The organism is Bradyrhizobium sp. WSM2793, assembly GCF_000379585.1.
GTDB lineage: Bacteria > Pseudomonadota > Alphaproteobacteria > Rhizobiales > Xanthobacteraceae > Bradyrhizobium.
Genome location: NZ_KB902780.1, coordinates 275,143 through 300,003, shown reverse-complemented (window position 1 = coordinate 300,003; position 24,861 = coordinate 275,143). Strand labels below are relative to the sequence as shown.

Genomic DNA, 24,861 nt, shown 5'->3' with positions numbered 1-24,861 from the left:
GCTGCTTCCGCAGGAATAGTGGCAGTGAGACTCGCGGAGAGTCCCCCCTCACCCGGATTGCATCTGCGATGCAATCCGGCCTCTCCCCGCAAGCGGGGCGAGGTGAAGACACCTCACGCCTCGCCGCGCAGCCAGGCCTTCACCTTCTGCAGCAGACCATGCCGCAGCTCCTCGACAGATGCGGCTTCGGCGGGTGTCAATGTCTGCAAGGCGGCATCGATGTCGTCGCTCGACGGTACCGGCTCGGCCACCGGCGCGGACGCCAACCCCGCGGCCGCAAGCGCGATCGGGCCGATCTGGGTCAGGAAGGCGCGCTCATATTCCCGCGACAGGCGCGCAAGCGCGTCGTCCAGCGGCAGCCAGTCGACCGCCTTGATGTCGTTCATCAGCTTGCGGACCGGACCGCCGTCGGCCTCCATCCGCCAGAAATGCACGACTTTTGAGCGGCCGCCGGACTGGTAGACGAGCGTGCCCAGGAATTCGTGGATCGCGACGTCGTGGCCGGTCTCTTCAAGCACCTCGCGGTGCGCGGCCTCTTTCGGAGTCTCACCGTCGTCGAGCTTGCCCTTGGGCAGGACCCATTCATTGCGCTTGCGCTGACGCACGACTGCAACCAGCGGCACCGCTCCCCGCCGCAGCACAATACCACCCGCCGCCATCACCGGCGCTCGCGCCATCACTCACATCCGTGTCGATCTATGCATCCCCGAAGGACGATATAGGCGGCGGACGCGGCGGATTGAAGGCTATCCTCTCCTCAACAACGCCTCTCCTGCGCGAATGCGTGTGCCCTCGGCGATGCCCTCGCAAAAGGTAAAATCGCCGGGCGCGAGGATGATGATGGTCGAGCCGTGCTCGAACCAGCCGAGCTCCTCGCCCTTGGCCACGTTGACGTCGCAGGGGAAATTGACCGGCCCGCGGGTCTGCGCGTTCAGCACCATGTCGAGGAAGTGCAGGCGGATGCTCGCGACCAGGATCGCGGCGACCGGCACCAGCGTCACCGCCTCGCCGGTCGAAAGATGCGTCCGGATCACCGCGCGCTCGTTCTTGCAGAAGAGACGCTCGACCCGCTTCAAGGCGATCGGATTGACGTTCCAGACATCGCCATGGATCAGCGTGACCCGCTCGATATGCGCGTCATAGGGCGCGTGAAAGCGGTGATACATGCTCGAGGTCAGCCGCAGCGTGACGAAGGAGCCGTTGCGGTGCTGGTCGACCAGCGCGGAATCGCCGAGCAGGTCGAGCAACGAATAGGGCGCGCCCTTGACCTGAAACAGCTCGGTGTCGGCGATCTTCCCGTGGGCACCGACGATGCCGTCGGACGGGCTGGCAACGACCGCCGGGTCCTGATTGAACGGCCGCAGGCCCGGCTTGAGCTCCCGGGTGAAGCAGTCGTGCAGACTCCTAAAATGCGTCTTGCGTGCCTCGGACAGATCGAGGTCGGAGAACAGCTTCCACAGCGCAATCGAGAAGTCTCGCACGAGCGGATTCTCGATCTTGGAGAACCAGCCCATGAAGCGGGTCAGGGCCGCGCGCGGAATGCGGTTGGTCAACAGGAAGTTGAGGTCTTCCTGCTGGGTGAAAGAGGCGATGAGGGCTTTGACTGTCATGAATCTGTCAGCTCACAGTATTAGCGCTTGTTGTCATGGAAACGACACTCCCGATTCTCTCGATGTCCGTGGCCGCCGCAGCGTCTGCTGCCGCCGTCTTCCCGAAGATCAAGGCGCGGGTCGAACTGTCCCGCGCCAAGCACCGCTCGCTCGCAGGGCACTCCAAGATGTCGCGCCGGGTGGCAAAGCTGCTCCCGTTCTACGAGTTCAGCGGGGATCAGTATTTCGGCTGCGATGGCGCGCCTGATCACGTCGTGACGCAGCGCAAGGACGCCTTCTTCCGCCTCGCCAAACTCTACGCCGAGCGCTATCCCAAGGGACGCGCGATGACGAAGGAAGCGGCGGAAAAGATCTCCGACCTGCACTTCACCGAGACCTACCGCGTGCCATTCCAGTTCTCGCGCCTCGTCCGCGAGCACCTGGGCACCTCGACCTTCATGGAATCGTCCAGCGGCGTCACCGTCACGGATGTCGACGGCAACACGTCCTACGACCTCACGGGATCCTACGGCGTCAACATCTTCGGCAACGACTTCTACAAGGAATGCATCGAAGGCGCCGAGAAGCGCGCGCATGCGCTCGGTCCCGTGCTCGGCCCCTATCATCCCGTCATCCTCGAGAACGTGCAGCGTTTGTGCCAGATCTCCGGCCTCGACGAAGTCTCGTTCCACATGTCCGGCACCGAAGCCGTGATGCAGGCGGTGCGGCTTGCGCGCTACCACACCAAGCGCACGCATCTGGTGCGCTTCGCCGGCGCCTATCACGGCTGGTGGGGCGACGTTCAGCCCGGCGTCGGCAACCCGATTCCCGCGCACGAAACCTACACCCTCGCCGAAATGTCCGAGAAGACGCTGCACGTCCTGCGCACCCGCAAGGACATCGCGTGCGTGCTGGTCAATCCGCTGCAGGGCCTGCATCCCAACGCCAACGCGCCCGGCGATTCCTCGCTGGTGGATTCCTCTCGCGGCGGCAATTTCGATCGCGCGGCCTACACCGAGTGGCTCACGAGGCTGCGTGAAGTCTGCACCGAGCGCGGCATCGTGCTGATCTTCGACGAGGTCTTCGTCGGCTTCCGCCTCGCCGCTGGCGGCGCCCAGGAATATTTCGGCGTGCGCGCCGACATGGTGACCTACGGCAAGAGCCTCGCCGGCGGCCTGCCGGTCGGCGTGGTCTGCGGCAAGCGCGAGCTGATGCGCCGCTTCCGCGACGACCGGCCCGCCGACATCTGCTTTGCCCGCGGCACCTTCAACTCGCATCCCTACGTCATGACCGCCATGGACGAGTTCCTGAGCCGGCTCGCCAGCCCGAACTTCCGCGCCATCTATGACGGGCTGGACGCGACCTGGAATAGCCGCGCGCAGAAGCTCAACCAGATGATGACCGACGCCGGCCTGCCGGTGCGGTTCGCCAACTTCTCGTCGATCTGGACGGTGAAATACACCACGCCGTCCCGCTACAACTGGATGCTGCAATATTACCTGCGCGCCGAAGGCCTGTCCTTGAGCTGGGTCGGCACCGGCCGGCTGATCTTCGGCCTGAACTACACCGACGCCGACTTCACCGAGGTTGCCGAACGCTTCGTCCGCGCCGCCGGGAAGATGAAGGCGGACGGCTTCTGGTGGCACGACGGCGTGCTCACCAACAAGCAGATCAAGCGGCAGATCCTGAAGGAGATGCTGGCCAAGCGCTTCGGGCGCTGAGGCCACACTGCGCGAGCTTGCTCGGCCTCTCCCGCTTGCGGGAGAGGCCGACGCGCCCCGGGCGATGCGAAAGCATCGTCCCGCGCGCGGCGGGTGAGGGTTCTCACCGCACTGGGTCATCCTCGGTAATCCCCAACAATCCCGACGCGGAGACACCCCCACCCCAGCCCTCCCCCGCAAGCGGGAGAGGGAGCCCGCTGCCTTTGCCGCTGCACTGTGTGCACCATATGCGATTGTCCGACCGCAAGCGGGGAGAGGCGAAGAAGAAGCCCCCAAGACGTGGATGCCCGGGACAAGCCCGGGCATGACGCAACCATTAGACATCGGAGTGTGTCGTGTACGCAGCGCGCTCAGGCGTGCTGCTCTTCGAGCGTGGGCTCGCCGATGAGGCCCAGCGTGTGCTCGGGGTTGAGGTGCAGGCCGGGGTCCATCAGCTCGCCGCGCATCAGGGCGAGCGGCGCGCTGCGATAGAGCATCAGATCGTGGAAGGGATCGGTCAGGATTTTGGTCATCCAGACGAGGCCGGTTTCAACGTCACGGATGAAGAACAGGTGCACGGTGCGGAACAACAGACCGCCGCCGCCGACCACGAGCCAGATCTTGGCAACCTGCCGCATGAAGTCGGTCGCGCTCGCCCAGGGTGTGAACAGACCGAACAGCGTCGGATCGGCGAACAGCACCAGCGGCGAAGCTGCCCAGATCGCCATCAGCACCACCTTGCGCTGAAGGTTGTAGCCGACCTTGATCTCTTCCTTGTGCTCGTGGGTGGCCTGGTTGATGTGGTCGTAGCCGTGCGGCTCGAAGAAGAAGTGACCGGCCTGGCGCGAGGTCATCGAGACCAGCCAGCCGACCAGCGCGGAGACGACGGGATCGATGAACAGCCAGACATAGGCGAAGAGAAAGCTCAGCGCGCTGACGAAGTGCAGGCTCTGGTTGATGCGGCTGTGGTGATAGTAGCGATGGTCGTCCCAGCGCTGGATCCGCAGCTGCTCGAGATAATTCTTGATCATGCTCTCCCCCAAAATGCTTTCGGGTACGGGATTACAGGGATTCGATGTAGGCCGTGTGACATCATCATTTTGTCATGTGACGATGTGCAGCGGCGCGATGACGCACTTAACGCGTGAGCTTCAGCTCACGCCGCTTTCGCGACGTCGACCTTGCGGAAGCGCACCAGCGAGAAATGGCCGAGCGGCGGAATCAGGCGGCGCTCGGCGAGCTCGATGCCGTGGGCGCTGGCCAGCCATTTGGCATAGCGCGACCAGGCGAACTCGGCGGTGCGGAAGCCGAGCGGACGCACCACCGGCTGCAGCTTCTGCTCGATGAAGCGGCGCATGCCGGCGTCGGCGCTGACGCGGGTGAGGATGATCAGCTCGCCGCCAGGACGCAGCACGCGGGCGAATTCGTCGAGCGCCTTCTCCGGGTTCGGCACGGCGGTGACGACATACTGCGCCATCACGACGTCGAAGGAATTGTCGGGGAATTCGAGCTTCTCCGCATCCATCACCGCGAGCCCCTCGACGTTCTTCAGCTTGCCCTCGGTGACGCGCTGGCGCGCCTTGTCCAGCATCGCTTCCGAGATGTCGGTGCCGAAGATGCGCAGGTTCGGAGCATAGAGCGGCAGCGAGATGCCGGTGCCGACGCCTACCTCGAGCACGCGGCCGCCGATCTTGTTGGTGGCCGCGATCGCAGCCTGCCGGCCCTTGGCGAACACACCGCCGAACACGAGATCGTAGACGGGCGCCCAGCGGTCATAGGCCTGCTCGACCGTGCCACGCGTGAGGTCGAGCTGCTGGGTTCCGTCAAGGTTCATGATCTTAGCCATCGATGAGGTTCTCGCTGTGGTTCAAATGAAAGGTCAACCGCGCACCGGCCGCCGCGCCATGCGAGGCGAGGCGCGCAGGACGCGGCTGGGCTGAAGTGAGGTGAGATTGCCGACGAACTGGCGCGCGCTGTTTTCCCAGGAACGCTCCAGCGCGAAGTTGCGGCAGGTCTCGCGCGACATGGTGAGCGCGCGCAGGCACGCGGTACGCAGATCGTGGTCGATCGCGCCGATCGGATAATCGGCGATGACGTCCTTGGGGCCCGTCACGGGAAACGCCGCAACCGGCGTGCCGCAGGCCAGCGCCTCCAGCTGCACCACGCCAAACGTATCGGTCAGGCTCGGAAACACGAACACGTCGGCGGCGGCGAGATGCGCGGTGAGATCCGCGCCCTTCTTCTCGCCGAGGAACACCACGTCTGGATATTTCTTCTCGAGCGCCGCCTTCTGCGGGCCGTCGCCGACGACGACCTTGGTGCCGGGCAGATCGAGCGAAAGAAACGCTTCGAGATTCTTCTCCACCGCGACCCGGCCCATGGTCATGAAGATCGGCCCCGGCAGATCGAGCCGAGCCGGATGATCGGGATGAAACAGCTCGGTGTTGACGCCGCGGGTCCAGAAGCCGAGCCGCTTGAAGCCGCGTTCGGAGAGCTCCTGGCGCAGCGAGGGCGTCGCCACCATCGTCATCGCGGCGGCATCATGAAAGTGGCGCAGCACGGCATAACCGACGGCGGCGGGAATGCCGGTCCGCACCGAGACGTATTCGGGAAAGCGCGTCGTGTAGGACGTGGTGAAGGCAAGCCGGTTGCGACGGCAATAGGCCCGCGCCGCCCAGCCGATCGGACCTTCGGTCGCGATGTGGAGCGCGTCCGGCGCAGCCTTCTCGATCCGCCGCGCGATCTCCTTTCCGCTCGGCAGCGCGATGCGCAGGCCCGGATAGGTCGGCAGTGGCCAGGACGGAAAGCCGTCCGGCGTCAGGAAGTCGATCTCGACATCGAGGGCCTTGGCGGCATTCGCCAGCGAGGTCAGGGTGCGGACCACACCGTTAACCTGGGGATGCCAGGCGTCAGTCGCGATTAATACCCGCATGGGGAAATCCCGAGAGTTTGATGATTCTCGGTTTCCGACCATCAACGAAGGATATTTCAGGCGTGTGACGTCACAGAAGTGTCGGCCCACCGTTTTGTTCGTTAACGGGCGCCTGCGGCCACGAAACTGTCATGAAACAATCCTTGCCGCCGTGAAACCGTTTTCGGTTTTCCGCGCAAATGTCCCGAAACGTTTTGCCGTTAGTGATCTTGCGCAACGGAGCACCGCAACGGTGCCGCGGTGGCCGAGACCACCGAGCAAACAGGGGCGATCACATGTTCAATCTGGACACGTTCAAGACGTTTTCGCGCGCCGTTGCTTTTGGCGCAGTCGCGGTCTCCGCGATCGCATTCGCAGGCGCAGCCAAGGCCGCGCCGGTGCAGCTCTTCCCCTTCTTCCAGCCGCTGCCGCCGTTCGCCGCGCCGCAGCCGATCCAGCCCTATCAGCCCTACCAGGCGCCGACCTATCAGACCGAGCCGTCCGAAGATCAGGATGCCGTGGAGATGCCGGCACGCTTCCGTCGCCAGACCGTGTCCTACGCGACGCGTGAGGCCCCGGGCACCATCATCATCGATACGCCCAACACCTATCTCTATTACGTGCTCGGCAACGGCCAGGCGCTGCGCTACGGCATCGGCGTCGGCCGCGATGGCTTCACCTGGTCGGGCACGCAGTCCGTCACCAGAAAGGCCGAGTGGCCGGCCTGGACTCCGCCGCCGGAAATGATCGCCCGCCAGCCCTATCTGCCGCGCCACATGGCCGGTGGCCCCGGCAACCCGCTTGGCGCCCGCGCCATGTATCTCGGCGGCACGATCTATCGCATCCACGGCACCAACGCCCCCGACACCATCGGCAAGCGCGTCTCCTCCGGCTGCATTCGCCTGACCAATGATGACGTTTCCGACCTCTATTCCCGCGTCAACGTCGGCACCAAGGTGATTGTGCTGCCGATGACGGAACGGAGAGCGGAGCTCGGAACCGCGACGCGCTGAACTGACAGGACATTGTGACGCAAACGGCCCCGGAACATCCCCGGGGCCGCTTTCGTTTGCCCTCGACATTCCGGCGCGCGCTTGCTGCGGCGCGGGTCCCCGATGGAGGCGCAAATGCAATCACGCCTGCAGACGTCACGAAGTTCATCGCTGCGCACGATTGCGGCCGCCGGAGCAGTGACTCTGCTTCTCTCGACCCCCTCGCTCGCGCAGCAGCCTGCGGGCAACGAGGCAGCCCACCAAGCCTTCAACAATTCCTGCCGCACCTGCCATTCCGTGAAGGAAGGCGACAACCGTCTCGGCCCCAACCTCAACAAGATTCTGGGACGCAAGGCCGGCGCGCTCCCGGACTATAATTATTCCTCTGCGATGAAGGATGCCGGCTTCGTCTGGGACCAGGACAAGCTCGCGCGCTTCATGGTCAAGCCGGACGAGGTCGTTTCCGGCAACAAGATGCAGCCCTATGGCGGCATCTCGGCGGAGGAAGCGGGGAAGATCGTTGCTTATTTGCAGGCAGGCGGGACGCCCTAACGAATCCGCCGCTCCGCAATCAACCTCAGCCACGCCGCCGAGTGAAACGCGCTCATCAAGAGATACATCGGCACCATGCCGCCGAGCACAGATCCCTGCCCGGCGCCGCACAGCATGTCTGGCCCACCCCCGATCATGGCCGTCAGCACGGCCATGATCGCGAAGGCTGGCGTCGCCGCCAAGGCCAGCCACTTGGCGAGATGGCGCGCAGCCACCACGCCATCGCGACCGGCGCCGGCCGTTGCGTTGAGCGGACTAGTCACGTCCTTCCGCGGCCTCGTCGCGAAAGGCCTTCTCGCCGGCGTCGGAGATCTCGACCCATTTTTTGTCGGGCGCCGCGCCTTCGGTGTAGCTGTCGTGCCAGTTCCACCATTTGTAGGTCGGCGTCTGCGGATAGCCCTTCGGCGAATCCTCCCAGACCTCCTGGCGGCCGAGCGGCGTGATGTCGAGATAATTCCAGGTGCCGCCCATCTGCTCGTCGCCGCGGCTCTTGACGAAATAGGTGCGGAGGATGCGGTTGCCGTCGCGGTAGAACACGTTCGTGCCATGCCATTCGTCGACGCCGAAATCGGCGTCAAAGCTGTCGGTAACGGTGACCCACGGCATGGTCCAGCCCATCCGCTGCTTCAGCCTGATGATGTCGGCCTGCGGCGCGCGCGAGGCGAACACCAGCGTGGTATCGCGGGCGTTGAGGTGCGCGACGTGGGCGACCTGGTCCGCCACCATGGAGCAGCCGCGGCAGGCGTGATCGGGCCAGCCGAACACGCCGGGCTCGAAGAAGGCACGGTAGACGATCAGCTGCCGCCGGCCCTGGAACAGGTCGAGCAGGCTGACCTTGCCGCCGGGCCCCTCGAACGCATAGGTTTTGCTCACTTCCATCCACGGCATGCGCCGGCGCTCGGCGGCCAGGGCGTCGCGGGCACGGGTATGCGCCTTTTCCTTCACGAGCAGTTGCTGACGGGCGGCCTCCCAGTCCTGCGGCGACACCACCGGCGGTGTTTGCATGCCTGCCTGTCCGTTGTTCCGTTCGTTTTGGGCTAATGTCATCATGACTCTCCGAATCTCTTGCTTGACGTCTTGCCTGGGTGATCACTCCGCGTCTCGCGGAACCGCTCGCCCTTCACCGCACCTTGTCGGCCGTCAACGAATTCTGGCACCTCGCGGTTGCGCGGTGGGAGTAACAAGTGTGGCGGGATTGACATGGAGTCGCTGATCACCGCCGCCGCGCGCGCGCTCGAGGCCGGCGATCCGCTCGGCGCTCTGAACCGCGTCGCGCTGCGCAACGATGCGCCGTCGCTGGCGCTGCGCGGCATCGCGATGGCGCAGCTCGGCGATCTCGCGAAGGCGAAGACGCTGCTGCGAAGCGCGGCGCGCGCGTTCGGTCCGCGCGAGGCGGTGGCGCGCGCCAGATGCGTGGTGGCCGAAGCAGAGATTGCGCTGGTCTCGCGCGATCTGAGCTGGCCGGCGAAGACGCTCGCGGCGGCACGGACGACGCTCGAAAAGCACGGCGATGTCGCCAATGCCACGCATGCGGGCCACATCGAGGCACGCCGTCTTCTTCTCGTCGGACGGCTCGACGACGCCGAGCGTGTCCTCGCCGAGCTCGGCACCTCTCCGCTTCCGCCTGCCCCGCAGGTCGTCCGCGAGCTCGTGGTCGCCGGCATCGCAATACGGCGGCTCAGAACCAAAGACGCGCGCGCGGCGCTTGCCCGGGCGGCCCACGCAGCGAGCCTGGCGGGCATCCCTGGGCTGACAGCCGAGGTCGAGAGCACGAACCGCGTGCTCGATACGCCCGCAGCACGCCTGATCACGGATGGCAACGAACGTCCGTTGCTGCTGGAGCAGGTCGAGGAGCTCGCGACCTCGGACGCGCTGGTCGTGGACACGTTCCATCATTCGGTGCGCAGGCGAGGCGCGATCCTATTGTTCGGGACTCGCCCGGTGCTGTTCGCGCTCGTCCGCCTCCTGGCGCAGGCCTGGCCCGCGGACGTCTCGCGAGAAAAGCTCATCACCGGGGCGTTCGGCGCCAGGCATGTCGATGAATCGCATCGCGCGCGCTTGCGCGTGGAGATCGGCCGCCTCCGCGTCAAGCTCAAGCCTGTGGCCGATGTGACTGCGACGAAGCAGGGTTTTGCACTGACGCCTCGCAAGACGCGGCAGGTCATGGTGCTGGCGCGGCCCGTCGAGGAGAAGCACGCCGCTGTCCTCGCCTTCCTCTCCGATGGCGAGCCGTGGTCGAGCTCTGCGCTCGCATTAGCGCTGGGAACCAGTGCGCGCACGGTGCAGCGCGCGCTCGACGAGCTGGCGCGGTCGAACAAGGTGCAGTCGTTCGGACATGGGCGGGCGCGGCGCTGGATGACGCCGCCCGTCCCGGGTTTCCCGACAGGCTTGTTACTCCCCACGCCGCTGCTGAAGACGTAAGGTAGGAGCACATCACAGGGAGCGAGACATGAAGCGTTCAGCCGCCGAAATCGTCAGGGAGTACGGGCCGTTTGAGGGCGTTGAGGCCGTGCACGGCGTCACCTATGATGGCAGCCATGTCTGGTTCGCATCCGGCGACAAGCTGAATGCAGTCGATCCTGATAGCGGCAAGGTCGCGCGCTCCCTCGATGTCGCCGCGCATGCGGGAACGGCGTTCGACGGAAGGCACCTGTTCCAGATCGCCGAGGATCGCATCCAGAAAATCGATGCGGCCTCGGGCAAGGTGCTCACCAGCATTCCGGCGCCCGGCGGCGGTGGCGATTCCGGCCTGGCCTGGGCCGAGGGCTCGCTGTGGGTCGGACAATATCGCGAGCGCAAGATCCATCAGGTCGATCCGGACACGGGCAAGGTCCTTCGCACCATCGAAAGCAAGCGCTTCGTCACCGGGGTGACCTGGGTCGACGGCGAGCTCTGGCACGGCACCTGGGAGGGCGAGGATAGCGATATCAGGCGGATCGATCCCGCCACAGGCAAGGTGCTCGAGCAGCTCGACCTGCCTGCCGGGACGATGGTGTCAGGGTTGGAGTCCGACGGCGGCGACCGCTTCTTCTGCGGCGGTGGCCCTAACGGCAATGTGAGAGCGGTCCGCCGTCCCCGGCGCGGCTAGCCCCCGACGATGACCTGAATGCACGGCAGCGATGCGGTCGCTGCCGTTAACCCATTCGCCCCAATTCCACCCCATCGGTGCGCTCTAGCGCCCTTCTCGCCTGCCCTGTAGACTTCTGCCCCGGGGCGGCCTGGGGGATTGATGCGACTGACGTTAAACTTGAAGACCATCACGATCGCCGCCGTAGTGCTCGCGGCGTCGTTCTTCATCAGCTTGAAGGCCATGGACTGGCTGTCGCCGCGCGCGACGAATTCCGCGCCGCCGGTGGCGCAGCTGCCGCCGTTGCCGCCGGTCGCGAAGAGCTCGATCGTGGTAGCACCGGTCGCCATCGCGCTGTCGGCGATCCGCGACCAGGCCGAGAAGGCCGCCCCGCGCAATTTCGCAGGAAAGGCCGACAACCCGATCTCGCAGATCCTGGAGAACGCCGACATCGGCTGGACTGCCGTGCGCGGGCCGATGGCGACTGCCGGCGACAAGGACGTGCTGACGATCTCGACACCGCTAAGCGGCAAGCTGAACGTGACGGGCTCGCTGTCCTCGAAGGCCACAGGCGCGCTCGGCGACGCGCTCGGCAGCGTGCTTGGTGGTGACGCAGCGAAACGGATCGGCGCGGTCAACATCAAGAATTTGAACGCCAGCGCCGAGATCAAGGGCAACGTGGTCGTCACCTCGCGCCCGAAGCTTGCGGCCAACTGGCATCTCGAGCCCAATCTCGGCGCCCAGGTCAATCTCGGCGATACCAATCTCAACGTCGCCGGCGCCAAGGTCAACGTGCCGGCGCAGGTCAAGCCGCTGATCGACAAGAATGTCGGCGAGCAGATCAACATCGTCTCCGAACGCATCCGCAACGATCCCTCGCTGCGCGAGAATGCGAAGCTGCAATGGGCCAAGGCCTGCCGCTCGATCCCGCTGCAGGGCTCGGGCTCGACCGCGCTTCCGCCGCTCTGGCTGGAGATGAAGCCGATCCGCGCCATTGCCGCGCAGCCGAGGGTCGATGCCCAGGCCGTGACGCTGCTGATGGGCCTGGAAGCGGAGACGCGCGTGACGTCGACGCAGACCAAGCCGGACTGCCCGTTCCCCGACAAGATCTCGATCGTGCCGCCGACCGGCACCGGCGTGAACATCGGCGTGCCCATCGACGTGCCCTTCACCGAGATCAACAAGCTGATCGCCGCGCAGATGGTCGGCCACACCTATCCCGAGGACGGCTCCGGCCCGGTCGACGTCACCGTCAAGAGCGTCAACGTGGTCCCGTCGGGCGAGCGCCTGCTGATCTCGCTTTTGGTCCGCGCCAAGGAAAAGAAGAGCTGGCTCGGTCTCGGCGCCGAGGCGACCGTGCACATCTGGGGCCGGCCGGTGCTCGATCAGGCCCAGCAGACGCTGCGGCTCACCGACATCCAGCTCGCGGTGGAGTCGGAAGCCGCTTTTGGCCTCTTGGGTGCCGCGGCGCGCGCGGTGGTGCCGCAGATGCAACAGGCGTTGCTGCAGAGGGCGACACTTGACCTGAAGCCGATTGCGGCGAACGCGCGCGAGAAGATCGCTGGCGTCATCGCCGACTTCCAGAAAAGCGAGGATGGTGTCAAGGTCGACGCCAAGATCGACAGCCTGACGCTGGCCGACATCGCCTTCGATTCCAAGACGCTGCGCGTGGTCGCGGAAGCCGGCGGCACGCTGAATGTGTCGGTGACGAAGCTGTCGGGGATGTAGCTCGCCTTCGCTCGCCGTATCTGGGCGCCTCTTGGTTGCGCCGCTGGCATTCTGATCGGAGGGTGCTAAGCTGTTCCTCGCAACCTCGAATGAGGTGCTGACAGCACTGTATTGGGTAACGCGAGGGACAAGATGGAAGCCGGCATGGTCACGCCTGCGCCGGCACTGGTGCGCTTCTCCGGCATTCAGAAGACCTATGATGGCGAGCATCTCGTGGTGAAGAACCTCGACCTCGACATCAGAAAGGGCGAGTTCATCACGTTGCTTGGCCCGTCGGGCTCGGGCAAGACGACCACGCTGATGATGCTGGCCGGCTTCGAGGTTCCGACCCATGGCGAGATCTACCTCTCAGGCCGGCCCATCAAGAACATGCCGCCGCACAAACGCGACATCGGCATGGTGTTCCAGAACTATGCCTTGTTTCCACACCTGACGATCGCGGAGAATATCGCCTTCCCGCTCTCCGTTCGCAAGACGAACAAGGCGGACGTGGAGGAGCGCGTCGGGTCGGCGTTACGCATGATCAAGATGGAAACCCTGGCGCACCGACGGCCCGGACAGCTGTCCGGCGGCCAGCAGCAGCGCGTGGCATTGGCCCGCGCGTTGGTCTTCAATCCGCAACTGGTGCTGATGGACGAGCCGCTAGGGGCGCTGGACAAGCGCCTGCGGGAGCAGATGCAGCTTGAGATCAAGCAACTGCACGAGACGATGGGCATCACCGTCGTTTACGTCACCCACGATCAGAGTGAAGCGCTCACCATGTCGGACCGCATCGCCGTGTTCAATGACGGCATCGTGCAGCAGATCGACAAGCCCGACGCGCTGTACGAGCACCCGGTGAATAGCTTCGTCGCCCATTTCATCGGCGAGAACAATGTGCTGGCCGGCACCGTCGAGACGGTCGACAAGGATTATTGCCGCGTCGCGCTGGCTGGCGGCGGCACTGTCAGCGCACGGGCGGTCAATGTATCAGGCGCGGGCGCATCGACCTCGCTGTCGGTGCGGCCGGAGCGGATCACCATTATCCCGGAGGGCACCTCCAGTGACGGACCGAACCGGCTGCCGGCCAAGGTGCAGAACACCATCTATCTCGGCGACCACGCGCTGGCCGTGCTCGATGTCTCGGGGAATGCCGAGTTCATGGTCAAGCTTCAGCCGGGCGCGCATGACAGCCTGACACATGGTGCAAACGTGGTCGTCACCTTTCGCCCCGAGGACTGCCTCGCCCTCGATCCCGTCTGATCCAGCGATCGAACTCAATGCAACGCACATGAAGAAGGAACAATGACCATGCTGAAGCGCAAGATTGGCAAGATTGCTCTGGGTTTCGCCGCGGCCTTCACCGCCAGCGCCGCGCTGGCCACGGTCGGGCAAGCGCGTGATCTCACCGTCGTGTCGTGGGGCGGCGCGTATCAGGATGCCCAGAAGAAGGTCTATTTCGAACCGTTCAAGAAGGCGGCCGGAATTGCCATGAATGACGAGTCCTGGGACGGCGGCGTCGGCGTGTTGCGCGCCAAGGTGCAGGGCGGCGCCGCCACCTGGGATGTCGTCCAGGTCGAGAGCGACGAGCTCGCGGTCGGCTGCGAGGAAGGCCTGTTCGAGAAGATGGACTATTCCAAGATCGGCGGCGAGGCCGCCTATATCCCGCCGTCGGTCAATCCCTGCGGCGTCGGCGCCATCCTCTATGACTTTGTGCTCGGCTACGACAAGGACAAGCTGAAGGAGGCTCCGAAGGGCTGGGCCGACTTCTTCGACACCAAGAAGATTCCCGGCAAGCGCGCCCTGCGTCAGGGCCCGAAGACCACGCTGGAGATCGCGCTGATGGCCGACGGCGTCGCGCCGAAGGACGTCTACAAGGTGCTGGCGACCGACGAGGGCGTCGACCGCGCGTTCAAGAAGCTCGACACCATCAAGAGCGACCTCGTCTGGTGGAAGGCCGGCGCCCAGCCGCCGCAGCTGCTCGCCTCTGGCGAAGTCGCGATGACCTCGGTCTACAATGGCCGCATCGATACCGCGAACAAGAACGAGAAGAAGAACTTCGGCATGGTCTGGGACGGCGCGCTGTTCACCCTCGACAGCTGGGTGATCCTGAAGGGCAGCCCGAACAAGGACGCGGCCTACAAATTCCTGGATTTCGTCGGCAAGGCGGAGAACCAGTCCAAGCTTTCCGAGAACATTGCCTACGGCACCTCGAACAAGGACGCCGCCGGCAAGCTGCAGCCCGCCGTTCTGAAGGACCTGCCGACGGCGCCTGACAACATCAAGAACGCGGTCGAGATCAACGTCGGATTCTGGCTCGAGAACATCGACCGCCTGACCGAGCGCTTCAATAAATGGGCCGCGAAATAACGCGCGCCGCGAAGCTCGCCCCATGACGGATGCGCTCTTGACCGGCGGCAATGCGTCGACCGAGGTGCCGCTCAAGCGCCGATTGAGGCGCGCGGAGCGGACACGCCAGGTCAAGGCATTGGCGCTGGTCCTGCCGCTTCTCGTCTTTCTGCTCTTCACCTTCGCAGGCCCGATCGCCGGCATGCTGTGGCGCGCGGTCGATGACAGGGAGGTGCGTCAGGTTCTGCCTCACACCGCCGCGGCTCTCGCCGATTGGGACGGCAAGGACCTGCCGGACGAAAAGGCGTACGCTGCGCTGGCAAGCGACATCGTGGCGGCGCGCGCCTCTGGCACCATCGCGATTGCGGCGAAGCGGCTGAATTACGCACTCAACGGTTTTCGCACGATCCTGACCAGCACGGCACGCAATTTGAAGACGATGCCGGAGCCAGGCTCGGCCAAGGAGACGCTCGGCAAGATCAATCCGGCCTGGCGCGAACGCGCCACCTGGACGACCATCAGGGACGCCAGCGGCCCCATCACGGGCTTCTACCTGCTGGCGGCGCTCGACCTGGTCAGGAACGTCGACGGCGCGATCGTCGCGGCCCCGCCGGACCAGGCCATCTATCGCAGCCTGTTCACCCGCACCTTCATCATCAGCCTCAGCGTCACCGCGCTCTGCCTGATCCTCGGCTTCCCGGTCGCCTACCTCCTGGCGACACTGCCGCCGGGACGATCGAACCTGCTGATGATCTTCGTGCTGCTGCCGTTCTGGACGTCGCTCCTGGTTCGCACCTGCGCCTGGATCGTGCTGTTGCAAAGCAAGGGCGTCGTGAACGACAGCCTGCACTGGCTCGGCATCATCGACGAGCCGTTGCGCCTGATCTACAACCGCTTCGGCGTCTGCGTGGCGATGACCCACGTACTCCTGCCCTTCATGATCCTGCCGCTGTACAGCAACATGAAGGCGATCTCGCCTGCTTACATGCGTGCCGCCGCCTCGCTCGGCGCGCCGCCGTTCACCGCTTTCTTGAGGATCTACCTGCCGCAGACGCTGCCCGGCATCGGCGCAGGAAGCCTGCTCGTCTTCATCCTCGCGCTCGGCTACTACATCACACCTGCGCTCGTCGGCGGCGCCGCCGATCAGATGATCAGCTACTTCATCGCGCTCTACACCACCGAAACGGCCAATTGGGGTCTTGCTTCGGCGCTCGGTGCGGTGCTGCTGCTCGCCACCATTCTGCTGGCACTGGTCTACGGCAAGCTGGTGCAGGGCCAGCAGGTCACGGGAGGCATGAAGAATTGAGCGACAATGCTTCCCTCCGCACGCCGAGCCAGCGCATTGCGTGGACCGCAACCGTCATTGTCTCCGCGCTGGTGTTCATCTTCCTGATCGCGCCGATCCTGGCGATCATGCCGCTGTCCTTCAGTTCGGGCTCGTACCTGACCTATCCGCTTCCGGGCCTGTCGTTGCGCTGGTACGACGACTTCATCAGCTCGCCGCGCTGGATGAATTCGCTGAAGAACAGCATGATCATTGGCGTCGCCTCGACGCTGCTGTCCATGGTGCTCGGTACGCTCGCGGCGCTCGGCCTGGCGCAGTGGAAGAGCCGGTTCAAGCCGCTCGTGCTGGCTTTCGTGCTGTCGCCGGTCGTCGTGCCCGGCGTCATCACCGCGGTCGGCCTGTATTTCTTCTTCGCGCCGATCGGACTGACCGGCAGCTATCTCGGCTTGATCCTAGCCCACACCGCGCTGGCGACGCCCTTCGTGGTGATCACGGTCGGCGCGACGCTGCAGAGCTTCGACACCAATTTGGCACGCGCCGCCGCCTCGCTCGGCGCCTCGCCGCTAGAGGCGTTTCGCCGTGTGATCCTGCCGCTGATCCTGCCCGGCCTCGCTTCGGGCGCATTGTTCGCCTTCGCGACCAGCTTCGACGAGGTGGTGATCGTGCTGTTCATGGCAGGTCCCGAGCAACGCACCCTGCCGCGCGAAATGTTCAGCGGCATCCGCGAGAACATCAGCCCGACGATTACGGCAGCGGCGGTGATCCTGACGGCGGTCTCGGTGATCCTCCTCGCCACCCTCGAAGGCCTGCGCCGCCGCAATGAACGGCTCAAGGCCGGCGGCTGAGCGCTCTTCCTTCTCCACGATTGCAGGGTGAGGGGAAGTCTTCGCAAGGACGACGGCAGTATCGTAGGGTGGGCAAAGCGACTTGTCCGCCGTAGCTCGAGGAGCGAAGGCGGAAGCGTGCCCACCATGTCCCTCGATCATGCTGAGATGGTGGGCACGGCGCAAGTGCGCCTTTGCCCACCCTACGATCCTGAGCTCGCTGATCCTGCCGAGCCTCATCAGTTGCGGGGAGAGGCGAAGGGAACACGCCCGCCCCTTCTCTTTTTGCATTCCGCTATGGCGCGCATCGCTTAGCTGCCGCGGTCGATTGTCGCTAGAACAATCCCCGCAACAAAGCCCAAACAACAACACAGGGAGAAGAACAACCATGCAAAAACTCATCGCCGCCGTCGCGGCCGGTTTCGCCCTCGCCGCTACGTCCGGCGCGGCGCAGGCGCAGATTTCCGACGATGTCGTCAAGATCGGCGTGCTCACGGACATGTCCAGCCTCTATGCGGACGCGACCGGCAAGGGCTCGCTCGCCGCCGTCGAGATGGCGGTCGTCGATTACGGCGCGAAGGTCGCGGGCAAGCCCGTGCAGGTGGTCGCCGCCGACCACCAGAACAAGCCCGACGTCGGCGTCAACATCGCCCGCAACTGGTACGACAATGACAAGGTCGACGCGATCTTCGACGTGCCGACGTCATCGGTGGCGCTGCCGGTCTCGGCGCTGACGCGCGAGAAGAACAGGATCAACATCAATTCCGGCGGCGGCTCGTCCGACATCACCGGCACCGCCTGCTCGCCCAACACCGTGCACTGGACCTACGACACCTATGCGCTGTCGAACGTCGCCGGCAAGGCGATGGTCAAGCGCGGCGAGGATAGCTGGTTCTTCGTCACCGCCGACTACGCCTTCGGCATGGCGCTGCAGCGCGACGCCGCCAACGTCGTCAAGGAGAGCGGCGGCAAGGTGCTCGGCGAAGTCCGCCATCCGCTCAATTCGTCGGATTTCTCCTCGTTCCTGCTCCAGGCCCAGGCCTCCAAGGCCAAGGTGGTCGCGCTGGCCAATGCCGGCGGCGACACCACCAACGCGTTGAAGCAGGCGTCCGAGTTCGGCCTGACCCAGGGCGGCCAGAAGATGATCGCGCTCCTGCAGGAGATCACCGACTCGCATTCGCTCGGCATCAAGGCAACCCAAGGCCTGATCGTCACCGACGCTTTCTACTGGGACATGAACGAGGAGACCCGCGCCTTCTCCAAGCGCTTCAACGAGAAGGTCGGCCACATGCCGACCATGATCCAGGCCGGGCTCTACTCGGCGACCATGCACTATCTGAAGGCGATCGACGCCATCAAGAGCGACGAGGCGCCGAAGGTGATGGAGCAGATGCGCAGGACGCCGGTCAACGACTTCTTCGCAAGAGGCGGCAAGATCCGCATCGACGGCCGCATGGTCCACGACATGTATCTGTTCGAGGTCAAGAAGCCCGAGGAATCCAAGGGAGAGTGGGACCTCTACAAGCTGATCGCCACCGTGCCCGGCGACGAGGCCTTCCGCCCGCTCGACAAGGGCGGCTGCCCGCTGGTGACGCACTGAGAGCCGTCTCCCTCGCCCCGCTAGCGGGACGAGGTAAGAAATAGACACGACAGCGCGCCCGGCGAAAACCAGGCGCGCTTCGTTTAGGAAGTTACGCGGGCTGCATTACTCCGCGTACTTGAACTCCGGCATGTTCTTCAGCTCGTCCTTGCTGGCATTGAACACGGCGTGGTCCGGATACCACTTCGAGGTGGACGACGTCGTGGTCGCAGCCGGCCTGTCGGTGCCGGTCGCAGCGCCTGTCGTGGTCGATGCGGCGGGCTTGGCGCCCGGGTTCGTGCCGGTGCCGGTATAGGCGACGGCCTCGTTGACGAACTTCAATTTCTCATAGGGCACGGCGACCAGATGCTCGCCCATGCCGAGGAAGCCGCCGACGCCGATCACGGCAATCTTGACGTTGCCGCTCTTGTCCATCAGCAGCTCGTTGATCGAGCCGATGTTTTCGTTGGCCTCGTTATAGACCTTCAGGCCCGACATCTTCGACGTACGCCACTCGCCGGAAGCGGTCGTGGTGGCCGTCGTCGCGGTTGCCGCGGTCGGCGCCTTGTCGGTGGTGGCGGTCGGCGATTGCGCGAACGCAACGGTCGCAAGCAGTGCGGTGCCGGCGAGGCCGGCGGCGATGGATTTCGTCAGCATGTTGTCCTCTCCTTCACAGAAAAAACTCGTGTGGAGAAAACAGCGCTGATCACACGCAGTTCCGTGCGCGCCGCAATTTCGTCGCGCGATGCGCGAGTGCGGAAACCTCGCAGGGACTGTTCCTGCGTCACCCAGGAACATTTTGCGGCGCACGGTTCCCCGCCGACGATCATGCGCCCTGGGTGAAGCACGATCGTGGCGAGGACTCGCGCCGACCCGCGTCGCTCAGGGTCAGCTCTTGTAGTCGATCAGAAGCGCGGAGAGGTCGGAATTGCCGGACGAGCTGCCGTTGGCGCCGTAGGACGAGCTCGATGATTGCGACTGCTGCAGCGCCTGCAGGAACTGCTGGAGAATCTCGGCCGTGGAGGCATCGGTCGACGTGCTGCTGGTCGAGTCCGCAGACGACGCCGAATCCGAAGCGCTGTCGTCCGGCGGCGGACCGGGCGGAGGTCCGCCTGCACCGGCGGCGCCACCCGGCCCGCCCGGACCGCTCGCGAAGGCGGACTGAAACACGCCCTTGAGCGCTTCGGCCTGGTCCGAGGTCAGCGTGCCGTTCGACACCTCGTTCGAGATGAGGTCGTCGATCTTCGACTTCATGTCCTCCTTGGAGGGACGCGTGCCGCTCGACTGGTCGCTCGAGCGGCTCTGCTGGAGTGCCGTGTCGATGTCGGTCAGCGCCGTGGAGAGCGCTGACTGGTCCGACGACGAGATCGTGCCGGCGGACACTTCCGATTGCAATTCCTGCTGCAGCCGCTGCAGCGGCGAGGGGTGGTTGTTGGCGGAGGCCGCCGAAATCGAGGTCATGATGGCTCCGTGGATTTTGCGGGGTTTCGTCGCGGACCACGCCACGCTATGGTTAACGGCCTTAACGAGACCTTGCCGCTTCGCGACGGCGCGATTGCCGCCTGTTGCGGGAAGCCCGGCAGAAACAATCCGAAACAAAAATCTTCGCCATTTGGCCCGAATCCTGGACAAACAAAGCGCATGGCCGTTCCCAATCCCAACATCCTGGTCGTCGAAGACGACCGCGAAACCCGGACGTTGATTGCGAAGTACCTGCGCAACAACGCCTGCAACGTCACCGCCGTGAGCGACGGCCGCGAGATGTCGCGCGCCATGGCCGATCACCGCGTCGACCTCATCATCCTCGATGTCATGCTGCCGGGCGAGGACGGCCTCAGCCTGTGCCGCAAGGTGCGTGCCGAGGCGCAGACGCCGATCATCATGCTGACCGCGCGCGGCGAGGACGTCGACCGCATCGTCGGCCTGGAGATGGGCGCGGACGACTATCTGCCGAAACCGTTCAACCCGCGCGAGCTGCTCGCCCGCATCAACGCGGTGCTGCGCCGCCAGGCCGCGGCCCAGGCGGCGAGCGCGATCGAAGGCGCCTCCACGCTCACCTTCGAGGGCTGGCACATCGACCTGCGCCTGCGCGAATTGCGCAATCCCGAAGGCGCGCGCGTCGCGGTGACCAGCGCCGAATTCGATCTCTTGCGCACGTTCTGCGAACGGCCCGGCCGCGTGCTGTCGCGCGACAGCCTGCTCGACCTCACGCAAGGGCGCAGCACCGGTTCGTTCGAACGCTCCATCGACGTACTGGTCAGCCGCATCCGCCGCAAGATCGAGCCCAATCCAACCGATCCCACTCTCATCAAGACGGTGCGCTCCGGCGGCTATCTGTTCACGCCACGAACGCAGGTGGCGAGTCCTCAAGGCACTCAAGCAGCGAGCATTGAAGCGGTTGCGGCGCCCCTGAGCAGTTGAAGGGGACGCCAACGATGAAGCCGTTCGGATTCTTCCACCTCAAGGGGATCGGCGGGCAGATCGCCGCGCTGGTGCTGGCTTCGACCGTCGCGCTCCATCTCGTCGTCACCACCGCCTTCCTGATCAGCCGGCCCGACCGCCCCGACACGCCGCCGGACGGAGCGCATCAGCTGACCGATGCCGCGCTGCTGCTCGGCTCGGCCGAGGCCGGCGAGCGTCCGCGCCTCGTCGCCGATCTCGCGCGCGCCTTCCCCAAGCTCGGCATCGAAATGCTCGCGCCTGGCACCGCAAACGTCGCAGAGAGCGACAATCAGCATCTGCGCGGGATGCGCCGTCATCTCGGACGCGGCTACAGGGCGGTCCAGCTGACCTCGGGCGGCACAGCATCCCGCGTCGGCGTCGAGTTGCCCGACGGCACCGTGATCGCCGGACATGTCGAGGGCGGCCCGCGCCCGTGGTTCTGGGGCGGCCCCTGGCTGACGGCGCTGATGACCGCCTTCATCTGCGTCAGCGTGCTCGGCCTGTGGGCGGCGCGCGCGCTGGCAGCACCGCTATCGTCTTTCGCCAAGGCCGCCGAGAATTTCAGCGTCGACGGCGAGGCGGAGCCGCTGCCGGAGCGCGGCCCGGAAGAGATCCGCTCGGTAGCGCGCGCGCTCAACCGCATGCACGAGCGGATCGCCCGGCTGATGTCGGATCGCACCCGGATGCTGGCCGCGATCAGCCACGATCTGCGCACGCCGATCACGCGGCTGCGCCTGCGCGCCGAATTCATCGAGGACGAGGGCAACCGCAAGCGCATGCTGATGGACCTCGACCAGATGCGCGCGATGCTGGAATCGGTGCTGTCGCTGCTGCGCAACGACCGCAAGGTCGAGGCGGTCACGCTGGTCGACATCGCCAGCACGCTTCAGCTCGTCGCCGACCAGTTCGGCGACATGGGTCATGTCGTGCATTATGACGGGCCGGCGTCCGCGACCGCCGCCGCGCGGCCCGACGATCTGCATCGCGGCGTCACCAACCTGGTCGAGAACGCGGTGCGCTTCGGCGCCGAGGTGACGATCCGCCTCGACATCTCGGGCACCACGCTCGTCATCGACGTCGAGGACGACGGCCCCGGCATTTCGGATGCCCGAAAGCAGGAGATGCTGGAGCCGTTCGTGCGCGGCGACGATGCGCGCACCATGGACGAATCCACCGGCTTCGGGCTCGGCCTGTCGATCGCGCGCGCCATCGCGCTCGCCCATGGCGGCGAGCTGTCGCTGCTCGACCGCAACCCACATGGACTGATCGTACGGATGCAATTGCCGCTCTGGCAGCAGCCGCGGCTCGCCGCCTGACTCACGCCGCGAGCGGCGGGTGCTCGATCGCGGTCTCGTCGAAGATGGCCACGGCCTCGAAGCGATAATTGCAGGCGTGGCAATTCCAGAGATAGGAGACGCGCCCCTCGCCCGGCTCGATCCAGTCAGGCTTTGGAATCGGCGTGCCGCATTGGGCACAGGGGTTCTGTCTGGGGATGTCGCCGAGGTTTGCTTTTGTCATGGCACCTCTCCCGATTTGCAGCGTCTTCTTACTCGCTTTCGCTGGCACGCGCGAATAGACAGGCGTGCTGCCGCGAGCGGGGATCGTCCGTCCCCGAAGCTCTCTTGCGCCAGCTTTGAGTCGTAACCGCGGCTCGGCACCGCAAAATCGGGCGATGGCGGCGTTTGGTCACATCATCGCCGCGTTCGGAAGGCCTAACGGCGGCTGGGCGCAGGTCACTCTAGGGGACCTCAGGAATATCTGATGAAAATTTTATGCATTGCCGCGCTGCTCGCGGCCGGATTGACATTGCCGCAGGCCGCAATCGCGGGTGAAGCCGAATATGCCGAAATGGTCGCGGCCCATGCTCGCGCCAACGGCGTGCCGGAAGCGCTGGTGCATCGCGTGATCATGCGCGAGAGCCGCTACCAGCCGCACCTCGTCGGCCGCGGCGGCACCATCGGGCTGATGCAGATCAAGCTCGCGACCGCCCGCGGGGTCGGCTACACCGGCGACGCCGCCGGCCTGCGCGATCCCAACACCAACCTCACTTATGCCGTGAAATACCTCGCCGGCGCCTATCGCGCCGCCAATGGCGACCATGCCCGGGCCGTGCGTTATTTCGCCGGCGGCTATTACTACGCCGCCAAGCGCCAGCGGCAGCAGGCCGTGCAAATCGCCAATATGGGCGATACCAATATGGGCAATATGGGCCAACCCTGGCTCGAGCCCAACGGCAACCCGCAGCCGATGTTCGGCGCCACTCCGCACAGGAAGCTGGCCCAGCGCGTCCGCAATGCGCGGGCGCAGGCCTCGCAATAGCCGCTCGTGTCCCGGACGCGCTGCAGCGCGTAGCGTTGCTGCGCAGAGCCGGGACCAGCATCCCTGCATCAGCATGGGCCCCGGCTCAGCAGCGCAGCACTGCGTGATGCGCTGCGTCCGGGCATGAGGGTTCCCGCAACACGCGTTGACCACCCCGCCTCCGTGGCATACATTAGAGCCGTTCCGAGGGGTGCTCCGAGGAGGAGCTGAGATACCGCTAAATGGGCAATACCGCCCAGGACCGCGGTGACCCTTTGAACCTGATCCGGGTCATGCCGGCGAAGGGACAGGGATGTTGCAAACGACCAAGCGACCGGATTCACCGGTATCCATCATCGGCGCAGGCATCGCCGGAGCCTGGCAAGCCCTGCTGTTCGCGCAGGCCGGCCATGCCGTGACCTTGCACGAGCGCGGTGACGAGGCGATGACGGACGCCACCAGCCATTGGGCCGGCGGCATGCTCGCGCCCTATTGCGAGGCCGAGGTCGCCGAACCCATCATCAGCCGCCTGGGGCTGCGCTCGCTCGACCTCTGGCGGCGCGAGCTGCCCGACACCCCATTCAACGGCTCGCTGGTCGTCGCCCATCCGCGCGAACGCAACGATTTCGAGCGTTTTGCGCGCATGACCGAGGACCACCGCCGGCTCGATGCCGCAGGCCTCGCCGCGCTCGAACCATCGCTGGAGGGCCGCTTCCGCGACGCGCTTTTCTTCCCGGCCGAGGGCCATGTCGAGCCGCGCCGCGTGCTGCCGCGGTTGCACGATCGCATCCGCGCCGCCGGCGGCACCATCAAGTTCTCCAGCGACGTCGCAGCCGGGGATCTCGACGGCATCGTGATCGACTGCCGCGGCCTTGGCGCCCGCGACGAGCAGAGCGAGCTTCGCGGCGTCAAGGGCGAGATGATCCTGATCGAGACAGACGAGGTGCAGTTGGCGCGCCCGGTGCGGCTGATGCATCCGCGCTGGCCGCTTTACGTGATCCCGCGCGAGGACAATCTGTTCATGCTGGGCGCGACCTCGATCGAGGCCGAGGACACCGGCGTCAGTGTCCGCTCCGCGCTGGAGCTTTTGGGCGCGGCCTACGCCGTGCACCCCGCCTTCGGCGAGGCCCGCATCGTCGAATTCGGCTCGGGGCTGCGTCCCGCCTATCCCGACAATCTGCCGCGCATCGGCATTCGCGGCAAGACGATCTCCGTCAATGGCCTCTACCGGCACGGCTTCCTGATCGCGCCGGCGCTCGCCGAGCTGACGCTCGCCTATGTCGAGCGCGGCCAGATCGACAACGAGGTGATGCGATGCTTGTGATCGTCAACGGCGAGCAGCGCGAGGTGACTTCGGGAAGCGTCGATGCGCTGCTCTCGGAGCTCGACTACGAGGGCACGCATTTTGCGATCGCGCTGAACTACGACGTCGTGCCGAAGAGCCGCTGGGCCGAGACGGCACTGAAGGCCGGCGACGAGATCGAGATCATCACGCCGCGGCAGGGAGGATGAGGTGATGCCTGTCGCCACAAACGACGCCATCATCCTGAGGTGCGAGCCGTCTTC

Annotated in this window: 26 protein-coding genes and 1 riboswitch; of the genes, 16 read left to right on the top strand and 10 right to left on the bottom strand. The window is 65.3% G+C overall.

Annotated features, from left to right (window positions below):
- Nucleotides 1–113: 113 nt before the first annotated feature.
- Nucleotides 114–677 carry an NUDIX hydrolase gene (locus tag A3AS_RS0116325; protein WP_018318648.1) on the bottom strand — a complete coding sequence of 188 codons (564 nt, stop codon included), beginning with the start codon at nt 675–677 and terminating at the stop codon, nt 114–116.
- A 69-nt stretch (nt 678–746) separates the two neighbouring features.
- Complete coding sequence (asd, locus tag A3AS_RS0116320) at nt 747–1,610, bottom strand: archaetidylserine decarboxylase (protein ID WP_018318647.1); 864 nt, start codon at nt 1,608–1,610, stop codon at nt 747–749.
- A gap of 35 nt (nt 1,611–1,645) precedes the next feature.
- Here asd and A3AS_RS0116315 point away from each other — a divergent pair, with 35 nt between their 5' ends.
- Nucleotides 1,646–3,310 (top strand): aminotransferase class III-fold pyridoxal phosphate-dependent enzyme, encoded by a 1,665-nt coding sequence (locus A3AS_RS0116315; protein ID WP_018318646.1) that lies wholly within the window; start codon nt 1,646–1,648, stop codon nt 3,308–3,310.
- A 350-nt stretch (nt 3,311–3,660) separates the two neighbouring features.
- Here A3AS_RS0116315 and A3AS_RS0116310 read toward each other — a convergent pair whose 3' ends face one another.
- From A3AS_RS0116310 to A3AS_RS0116300, 3 genes are all read right to left on the bottom strand, one after another.
- Entirely contained in the window at nt 3,661–4,320 is a 660-nt protein-coding gene (locus A3AS_RS0116310; RefSeq protein ID WP_018318645.1) for a hypothetical protein, read from the bottom strand.
- A 125-nt stretch (nt 4,321–4,445) separates the two neighbouring features.
- Complete coding sequence (locus tag A3AS_RS0116305; RefSeq protein WP_018318644.1) at nt 4,446–5,135, bottom strand: methyltransferase domain-containing protein; 690 nt, start codon at nt 5,133–5,135, stop codon at nt 4,446–4,448.
- Nucleotides 5,136–5,168: 33 nt separating this feature from the next.
- Nucleotides 5,169–6,221 carry a glycosyltransferase family 1 protein gene (locus A3AS_RS0116300; RefSeq protein ID WP_018318643.1) on the bottom strand — a complete coding sequence of 351 codons (1,053 nt, stop codon included), beginning with the start codon at nt 6,219–6,221 and terminating at the stop codon, nt 5,169–5,171.
- 275 nt (nt 6,222–6,496) lie between these two features.
- Here A3AS_RS0116300 and A3AS_RS0116295 point away from each other — a divergent pair, with 275 nt between their 5' ends.
- Together A3AS_RS0116295 and A3AS_RS0116290 are read left to right on the top strand one after the other, a co-directional pair.
- Nucleotides 6,497–7,213, top strand: a complete 717-nt coding sequence (locus A3AS_RS0116295) for a L,D-transpeptidase (protein ID WP_018318642.1) — start codon at nt 6,497–6,499, stop codon at nt 7,211–7,213.
- A 114-nt stretch (nt 7,214–7,327) separates the two neighbouring features.
- Nucleotides 7,328–7,744 (top strand): cytochrome c family protein, encoded by a 417-nt coding sequence (locus A3AS_RS0116290; protein ID WP_049814899.1) that lies wholly within the window; start codon nt 7,328–7,330, stop codon nt 7,742–7,744.
- Here the strand turns inward: A3AS_RS0116290 and A3AS_RS0116285 are convergent.
- Nucleotides 7,741–8,007, bottom strand: a complete 267-nt coding sequence (locus A3AS_RS0116285; protein WP_018318640.1) for a hypothetical protein — start codon at nt 8,005–8,007, stop codon at nt 7,741–7,743. The genes A3AS_RS0116290 and A3AS_RS0116285 overlap by 4 nt on opposite strands.
- Nucleotides 8,000–8,791 carry a DUF899 domain-containing protein gene (locus A3AS_RS0116280; RefSeq protein WP_371260675.1) on the bottom strand — a complete coding sequence of 264 codons (792 nt, stop codon included), beginning with the start codon at nt 8,789–8,791 and terminating at the stop codon, nt 8,000–8,002. The genes A3AS_RS0116285 and A3AS_RS0116280 overlap by 8 nt, the downstream gene beginning before the upstream one ends.
- A gap of 153 nt (nt 8,792–8,944) precedes the next feature.
- Here A3AS_RS0116280 and A3AS_RS0116275 point away from each other — a divergent pair, with 153 nt between their 5' ends.
- The 8 genes from A3AS_RS0116275 (at nt 8,945) to A3AS_RS0116240 (ending at nt 18,576) form a co-directional block, all read left to right on the top strand.
- On the top strand, nt 8,945–10,165 hold the full coding sequence (locus A3AS_RS0116275) for a hypothetical protein (RefSeq protein WP_018318638.1): 1,221 nt from the start codon (nt 8,945–8,947) through the stop codon (nt 10,163–10,165).
- A 28-nt stretch (nt 10,166–10,193) separates the two neighbouring features.
- Nucleotides 10,194–10,832, top strand: a complete 639-nt coding sequence (locus tag A3AS_RS0116270; RefSeq protein WP_018318637.1) for a PQQ-binding-like beta-propeller repeat protein — start codon at nt 10,194–10,196, stop codon at nt 10,830–10,832.
- A gap of 141 nt (nt 10,833–10,973) precedes the next feature.
- Nucleotides 10,974–12,539: a DUF4403 family protein gene (locus tag A3AS_RS0116265; protein WP_018318636.1), complete on the top strand. Its 1,566-nt coding sequence runs from the start codon at nt 10,974–10,976 to the stop codon at nt 12,537–12,539.
- A gap of 132 nt (nt 12,540–12,671) precedes the next feature.
- The gene (locus A3AS_RS0116260; protein ID WP_018318635.1) at nt 12,672–13,781 is read left to right on the top strand and encodes an ABC transporter ATP-binding protein; all 1,110 of its coding nucleotides are present in this window, start codon (nt 12,672–12,674) and stop codon (nt 13,779–13,781) included.
- A gap of 48 nt (nt 13,782–13,829) precedes the next feature.
- Complete coding sequence (locus A3AS_RS0116255; RefSeq protein ID WP_026202048.1) at nt 13,830–14,888, top strand: ABC transporter substrate-binding protein; 1,059 nt, start codon at nt 13,830–13,832, stop codon at nt 14,886–14,888.
- A gap of 22 nt (nt 14,889–14,910) precedes the next feature.
- Nucleotides 14,911–16,173, top strand: a complete 1,263-nt coding sequence (locus A3AS_RS0116250; protein ID WP_018318633.1) for an ABC transporter permease — start codon at nt 14,911–14,913, stop codon at nt 16,171–16,173.
- Nucleotides 16,170–16,997: an ABC transporter permease gene (locus tag A3AS_RS0116245; protein WP_018318632.1), complete on the top strand. Its 828-nt coding sequence runs from the start codon at nt 16,170–16,172 to the stop codon at nt 16,995–16,997. The genes A3AS_RS0116250 and A3AS_RS0116245 overlap by 4 nt, the downstream gene beginning before the upstream one ends.
- A 367-nt stretch (nt 16,998–17,364) precedes the next feature.
- A complete protein-coding gene (locus A3AS_RS0116240) occupies nt 17,365–18,576 on the top strand; it encodes an ABC transporter substrate-binding protein (RefSeq protein ID WP_018318631.1) in 1,212 nt (403 codons plus the stop codon).
- Nucleotides 18,577–18,681: 105 nt separating this feature from the next.
- Here the strand turns inward: A3AS_RS0116240 and A3AS_RS0116235 are convergent, their stop codons facing one another.
- Both A3AS_RS0116235 and A3AS_RS0116230 read right to left on the bottom strand, forming a co-directional pair.
- Nucleotides 18,682–19,212, bottom strand: coding sequence for a PRC-barrel domain-containing protein (locus A3AS_RS0116235; RefSeq protein ID WP_018318630.1), 531 nt, complete (start codon nt 19,210–19,212; stop codon nt 18,682–18,684).
- Nucleotides 19,213–19,443: 231 nt separating this feature from the next.
- Nucleotides 19,444–20,016, bottom strand: a complete 573-nt coding sequence (locus A3AS_RS0116230) for a hypothetical protein (protein WP_018318629.1) — start codon at nt 20,014–20,016, stop codon at nt 19,444–19,446.
- Nucleotides 20,017–20,196: 180 nt separating this feature from the next.
- Between A3AS_RS0116230 and A3AS_RS0116225 the strand changes: the two genes are divergently transcribed.
- Both A3AS_RS0116225 and A3AS_RS0116220 read left to right on the top strand, forming a co-directional pair.
- Entirely contained in the window at nt 20,197–20,976 is a 780-nt protein-coding gene (locus A3AS_RS0116225) for a response regulator (RefSeq protein ID WP_018318628.1), read from the top strand.
- A gap of 14 nt (nt 20,977–20,990) precedes the next feature.
- Nucleotides 20,991–22,313 carry an ATP-binding protein gene (locus A3AS_RS0116220; RefSeq protein WP_018318627.1) on the top strand — a complete coding sequence of 441 codons (1,323 nt, stop codon included), beginning with the start codon at nt 20,991–20,993 and terminating at the stop codon, nt 22,311–22,313.
- Nucleotide 22,314: 1 nt separating this feature from the next.
- Here A3AS_RS0116220 and A3AS_RS0116215 read toward each other — a convergent pair whose 3' ends face one another.
- Nucleotides 22,315–22,515, bottom strand: a complete 201-nt coding sequence (locus tag A3AS_RS0116215; RefSeq protein ID WP_018318626.1) for a hypothetical protein — start codon at nt 22,513–22,515, stop codon at nt 22,315–22,317.
- 243 nt (nt 22,516–22,758) lie between these two features.
- On the opposite strand from A3AS_RS0116215, the gene A3AS_RS0116205 reads away from it, so the two are divergent.
- The 3 genes from A3AS_RS0116205 (at nt 22,759) to thiS (ending at nt 24,807) form a co-directional block, all read left to right on the top strand.
- Entirely contained in the window at nt 22,759–23,316 is a 558-nt protein-coding gene (locus A3AS_RS0116205) for a lytic transglycosylase domain-containing protein (RefSeq protein ID WP_018318624.1), read from the top strand.
- Between the two features lie 176 nt (nt 23,317–23,492).
- A riboswitch (TPP riboswitch) is annotated at nt 23,493–23,621 on the top strand.
- The gene (locus tag A3AS_RS0116200; protein WP_018318623.1) at nt 23,609–24,619 is read left to right on the top strand and encodes an FAD-dependent oxidoreductase; all 1,011 of its coding nucleotides are present in this window, start codon (nt 23,609–23,611) and stop codon (nt 24,617–24,619) included. It overlaps the preceding riboswitch by 13 nt.
- Nucleotides 24,610–24,807: a sulfur carrier protein ThiS gene (thiS, locus tag A3AS_RS0116195; protein WP_018318622.1), complete on the top strand. Its 198-nt coding sequence runs from the start codon at nt 24,610–24,612 to the stop codon at nt 24,805–24,807. The genes A3AS_RS0116200 and thiS overlap by 10 nt, the downstream gene beginning before the upstream one ends.
- The last annotated feature ends 54 nt before the right edge of the window (nt 24,808–24,861 follow it).

Bases quoted from the DNA above. Each gene is read 5' to 3' on its own strand.
- A3AS_RS0116305 (WP_018318644.1), bottom strand. From the start codon at position 5,135: ATGGCTAAGATCATGAACCTTGACGGAACCCAGCAGCTCGACCTCACG.
- A3AS_RS0116300 (WP_018318643.1), bottom strand. From the start codon at position 6,221: ATGCGGGTATTAATCGCGACTGACGCCTGGCATCCCCAGGTTAACGGT.
- A3AS_RS0116200 (WP_018318623.1), top strand. From the start codon at position 23,609: ATGTTGCAAACGACCAAGCGACCGGATTCACCGGTATCCATCATCGGC.
- A3AS_RS0116240 (WP_018318631.1), top strand. From the start codon at position 17,365: ATGCAAAAACTCATCGCCGCCGTCGCGGCCGGTTTCGCCCTCGCCGCT.
- thiS (WP_018318622.1), top strand. From the start codon at position 24,610: ATGCTTGTGATCGTCAACGGCGAGCAGCGCGAGGTGACTTCGGGAAGC.
- A3AS_RS0116325 (WP_018318648.1), bottom strand. From the start codon at position 677: ATGGCGCGAGCGCCGGTGATGGCGGCGGGTGGTATTGTGCTGCGGCGG.
- A3AS_RS0116225 (WP_018318628.1), top strand. From the start codon at position 20,197: ATGGCCGTTCCCAATCCCAACATCCTGGTCGTCGAAGACGACCGCGAA.
- A3AS_RS0116315 (WP_018318646.1), top strand. From the start codon at position 1,646: ATGGAAACGACACTCCCGATTCTCTCGATGTCCGTGGCCGCCGCAGCG.
- A3AS_RS0116215 (WP_018318626.1), bottom strand. From the start codon at position 22,515: ATGACAAAAGCAAACCTCGGCGACATCCCCAGACAGAACCCCTGTGCC.
- A3AS_RS0116230 (WP_018318629.1), bottom strand. From the start codon at position 20,016: ATGACCTCGATTTCGGCGGCCTCCGCCAACAACCACCCCTCGCCGCTG.
- asd (WP_018318647.1), bottom strand. From the start codon at position 1,610: ATGACAGTCAAAGCCCTCATCGCCTCTTTCACCCAGCAGGAAGACCTC.
- A3AS_RS0116265 (WP_018318636.1), top strand. From the start codon at position 10,974: ATGCGACTGACGTTAAACTTGAAGACCATCACGATCGCCGCCGTAGTG.
- A3AS_RS0116275 (WP_018318638.1), top strand. From the start codon at position 8,945: ATGGAGTCGCTGATCACCGCCGCCGCGCGCGCGCTCGAGGCCGGCGAT.
- A3AS_RS0116235 (WP_018318630.1), bottom strand. From the start codon at position 19,212: ATGCTGACGAAATCCATCGCCGCCGGCCTCGCCGGCACCGCACTGCTT.
- A3AS_RS0116295 (WP_018318642.1), top strand. From the start codon at position 6,497: ATGTTCAATCTGGACACGTTCAAGACGTTTTCGCGCGCCGTTGCTTTT.
- A3AS_RS0116255 (WP_026202048.1), top strand. From the start codon at position 13,830: ATGCTGAAGCGCAAGATTGGCAAGATTGCTCTGGGTTTCGCCGCGGCC.
- A3AS_RS0116310 (WP_018318645.1), bottom strand. From the start codon at position 4,320: ATGATCAAGAATTATCTCGAGCAGCTGCGGATCCAGCGCTGGGACGAC.
- A3AS_RS0116260 (WP_018318635.1), top strand. From the start codon at position 12,672: ATGGAAGCCGGCATGGTCACGCCTGCGCCGGCACTGGTGCGCTTCTCC.
- A3AS_RS0116250 (WP_018318633.1), top strand. From the start codon at position 14,911: ATGACGGATGCGCTCTTGACCGGCGGCAATGCGTCGACCGAGGTGCCG.
- A3AS_RS0116280 (WP_371260675.1), bottom strand. From the start codon at position 8,791: ATGACATTAGCCCAAAACGAACGGAACAACGGACAGGCAGGCATGCAA.
- A3AS_RS0116205 (WP_018318624.1), top strand. From the start codon at position 22,759: ATGAAAATTTTATGCATTGCCGCGCTGCTCGCGGCCGGATTGACATTG.
- A3AS_RS0116270 (WP_018318637.1), top strand. From the start codon at position 10,194: ATGAAGCGTTCAGCCGCCGAAATCGTCAGGGAGTACGGGCCGTTTGAG.
- A3AS_RS0116220 (WP_018318627.1), top strand. From the start codon at position 20,991: ATGAAGCCGTTCGGATTCTTCCACCTCAAGGGGATCGGCGGGCAGATC.
- A3AS_RS0116290 (WP_049814899.1), top strand. From the start codon at position 7,328: ATGCAATCACGCCTGCAGACGTCACGAAGTTCATCGCTGCGCACGATT.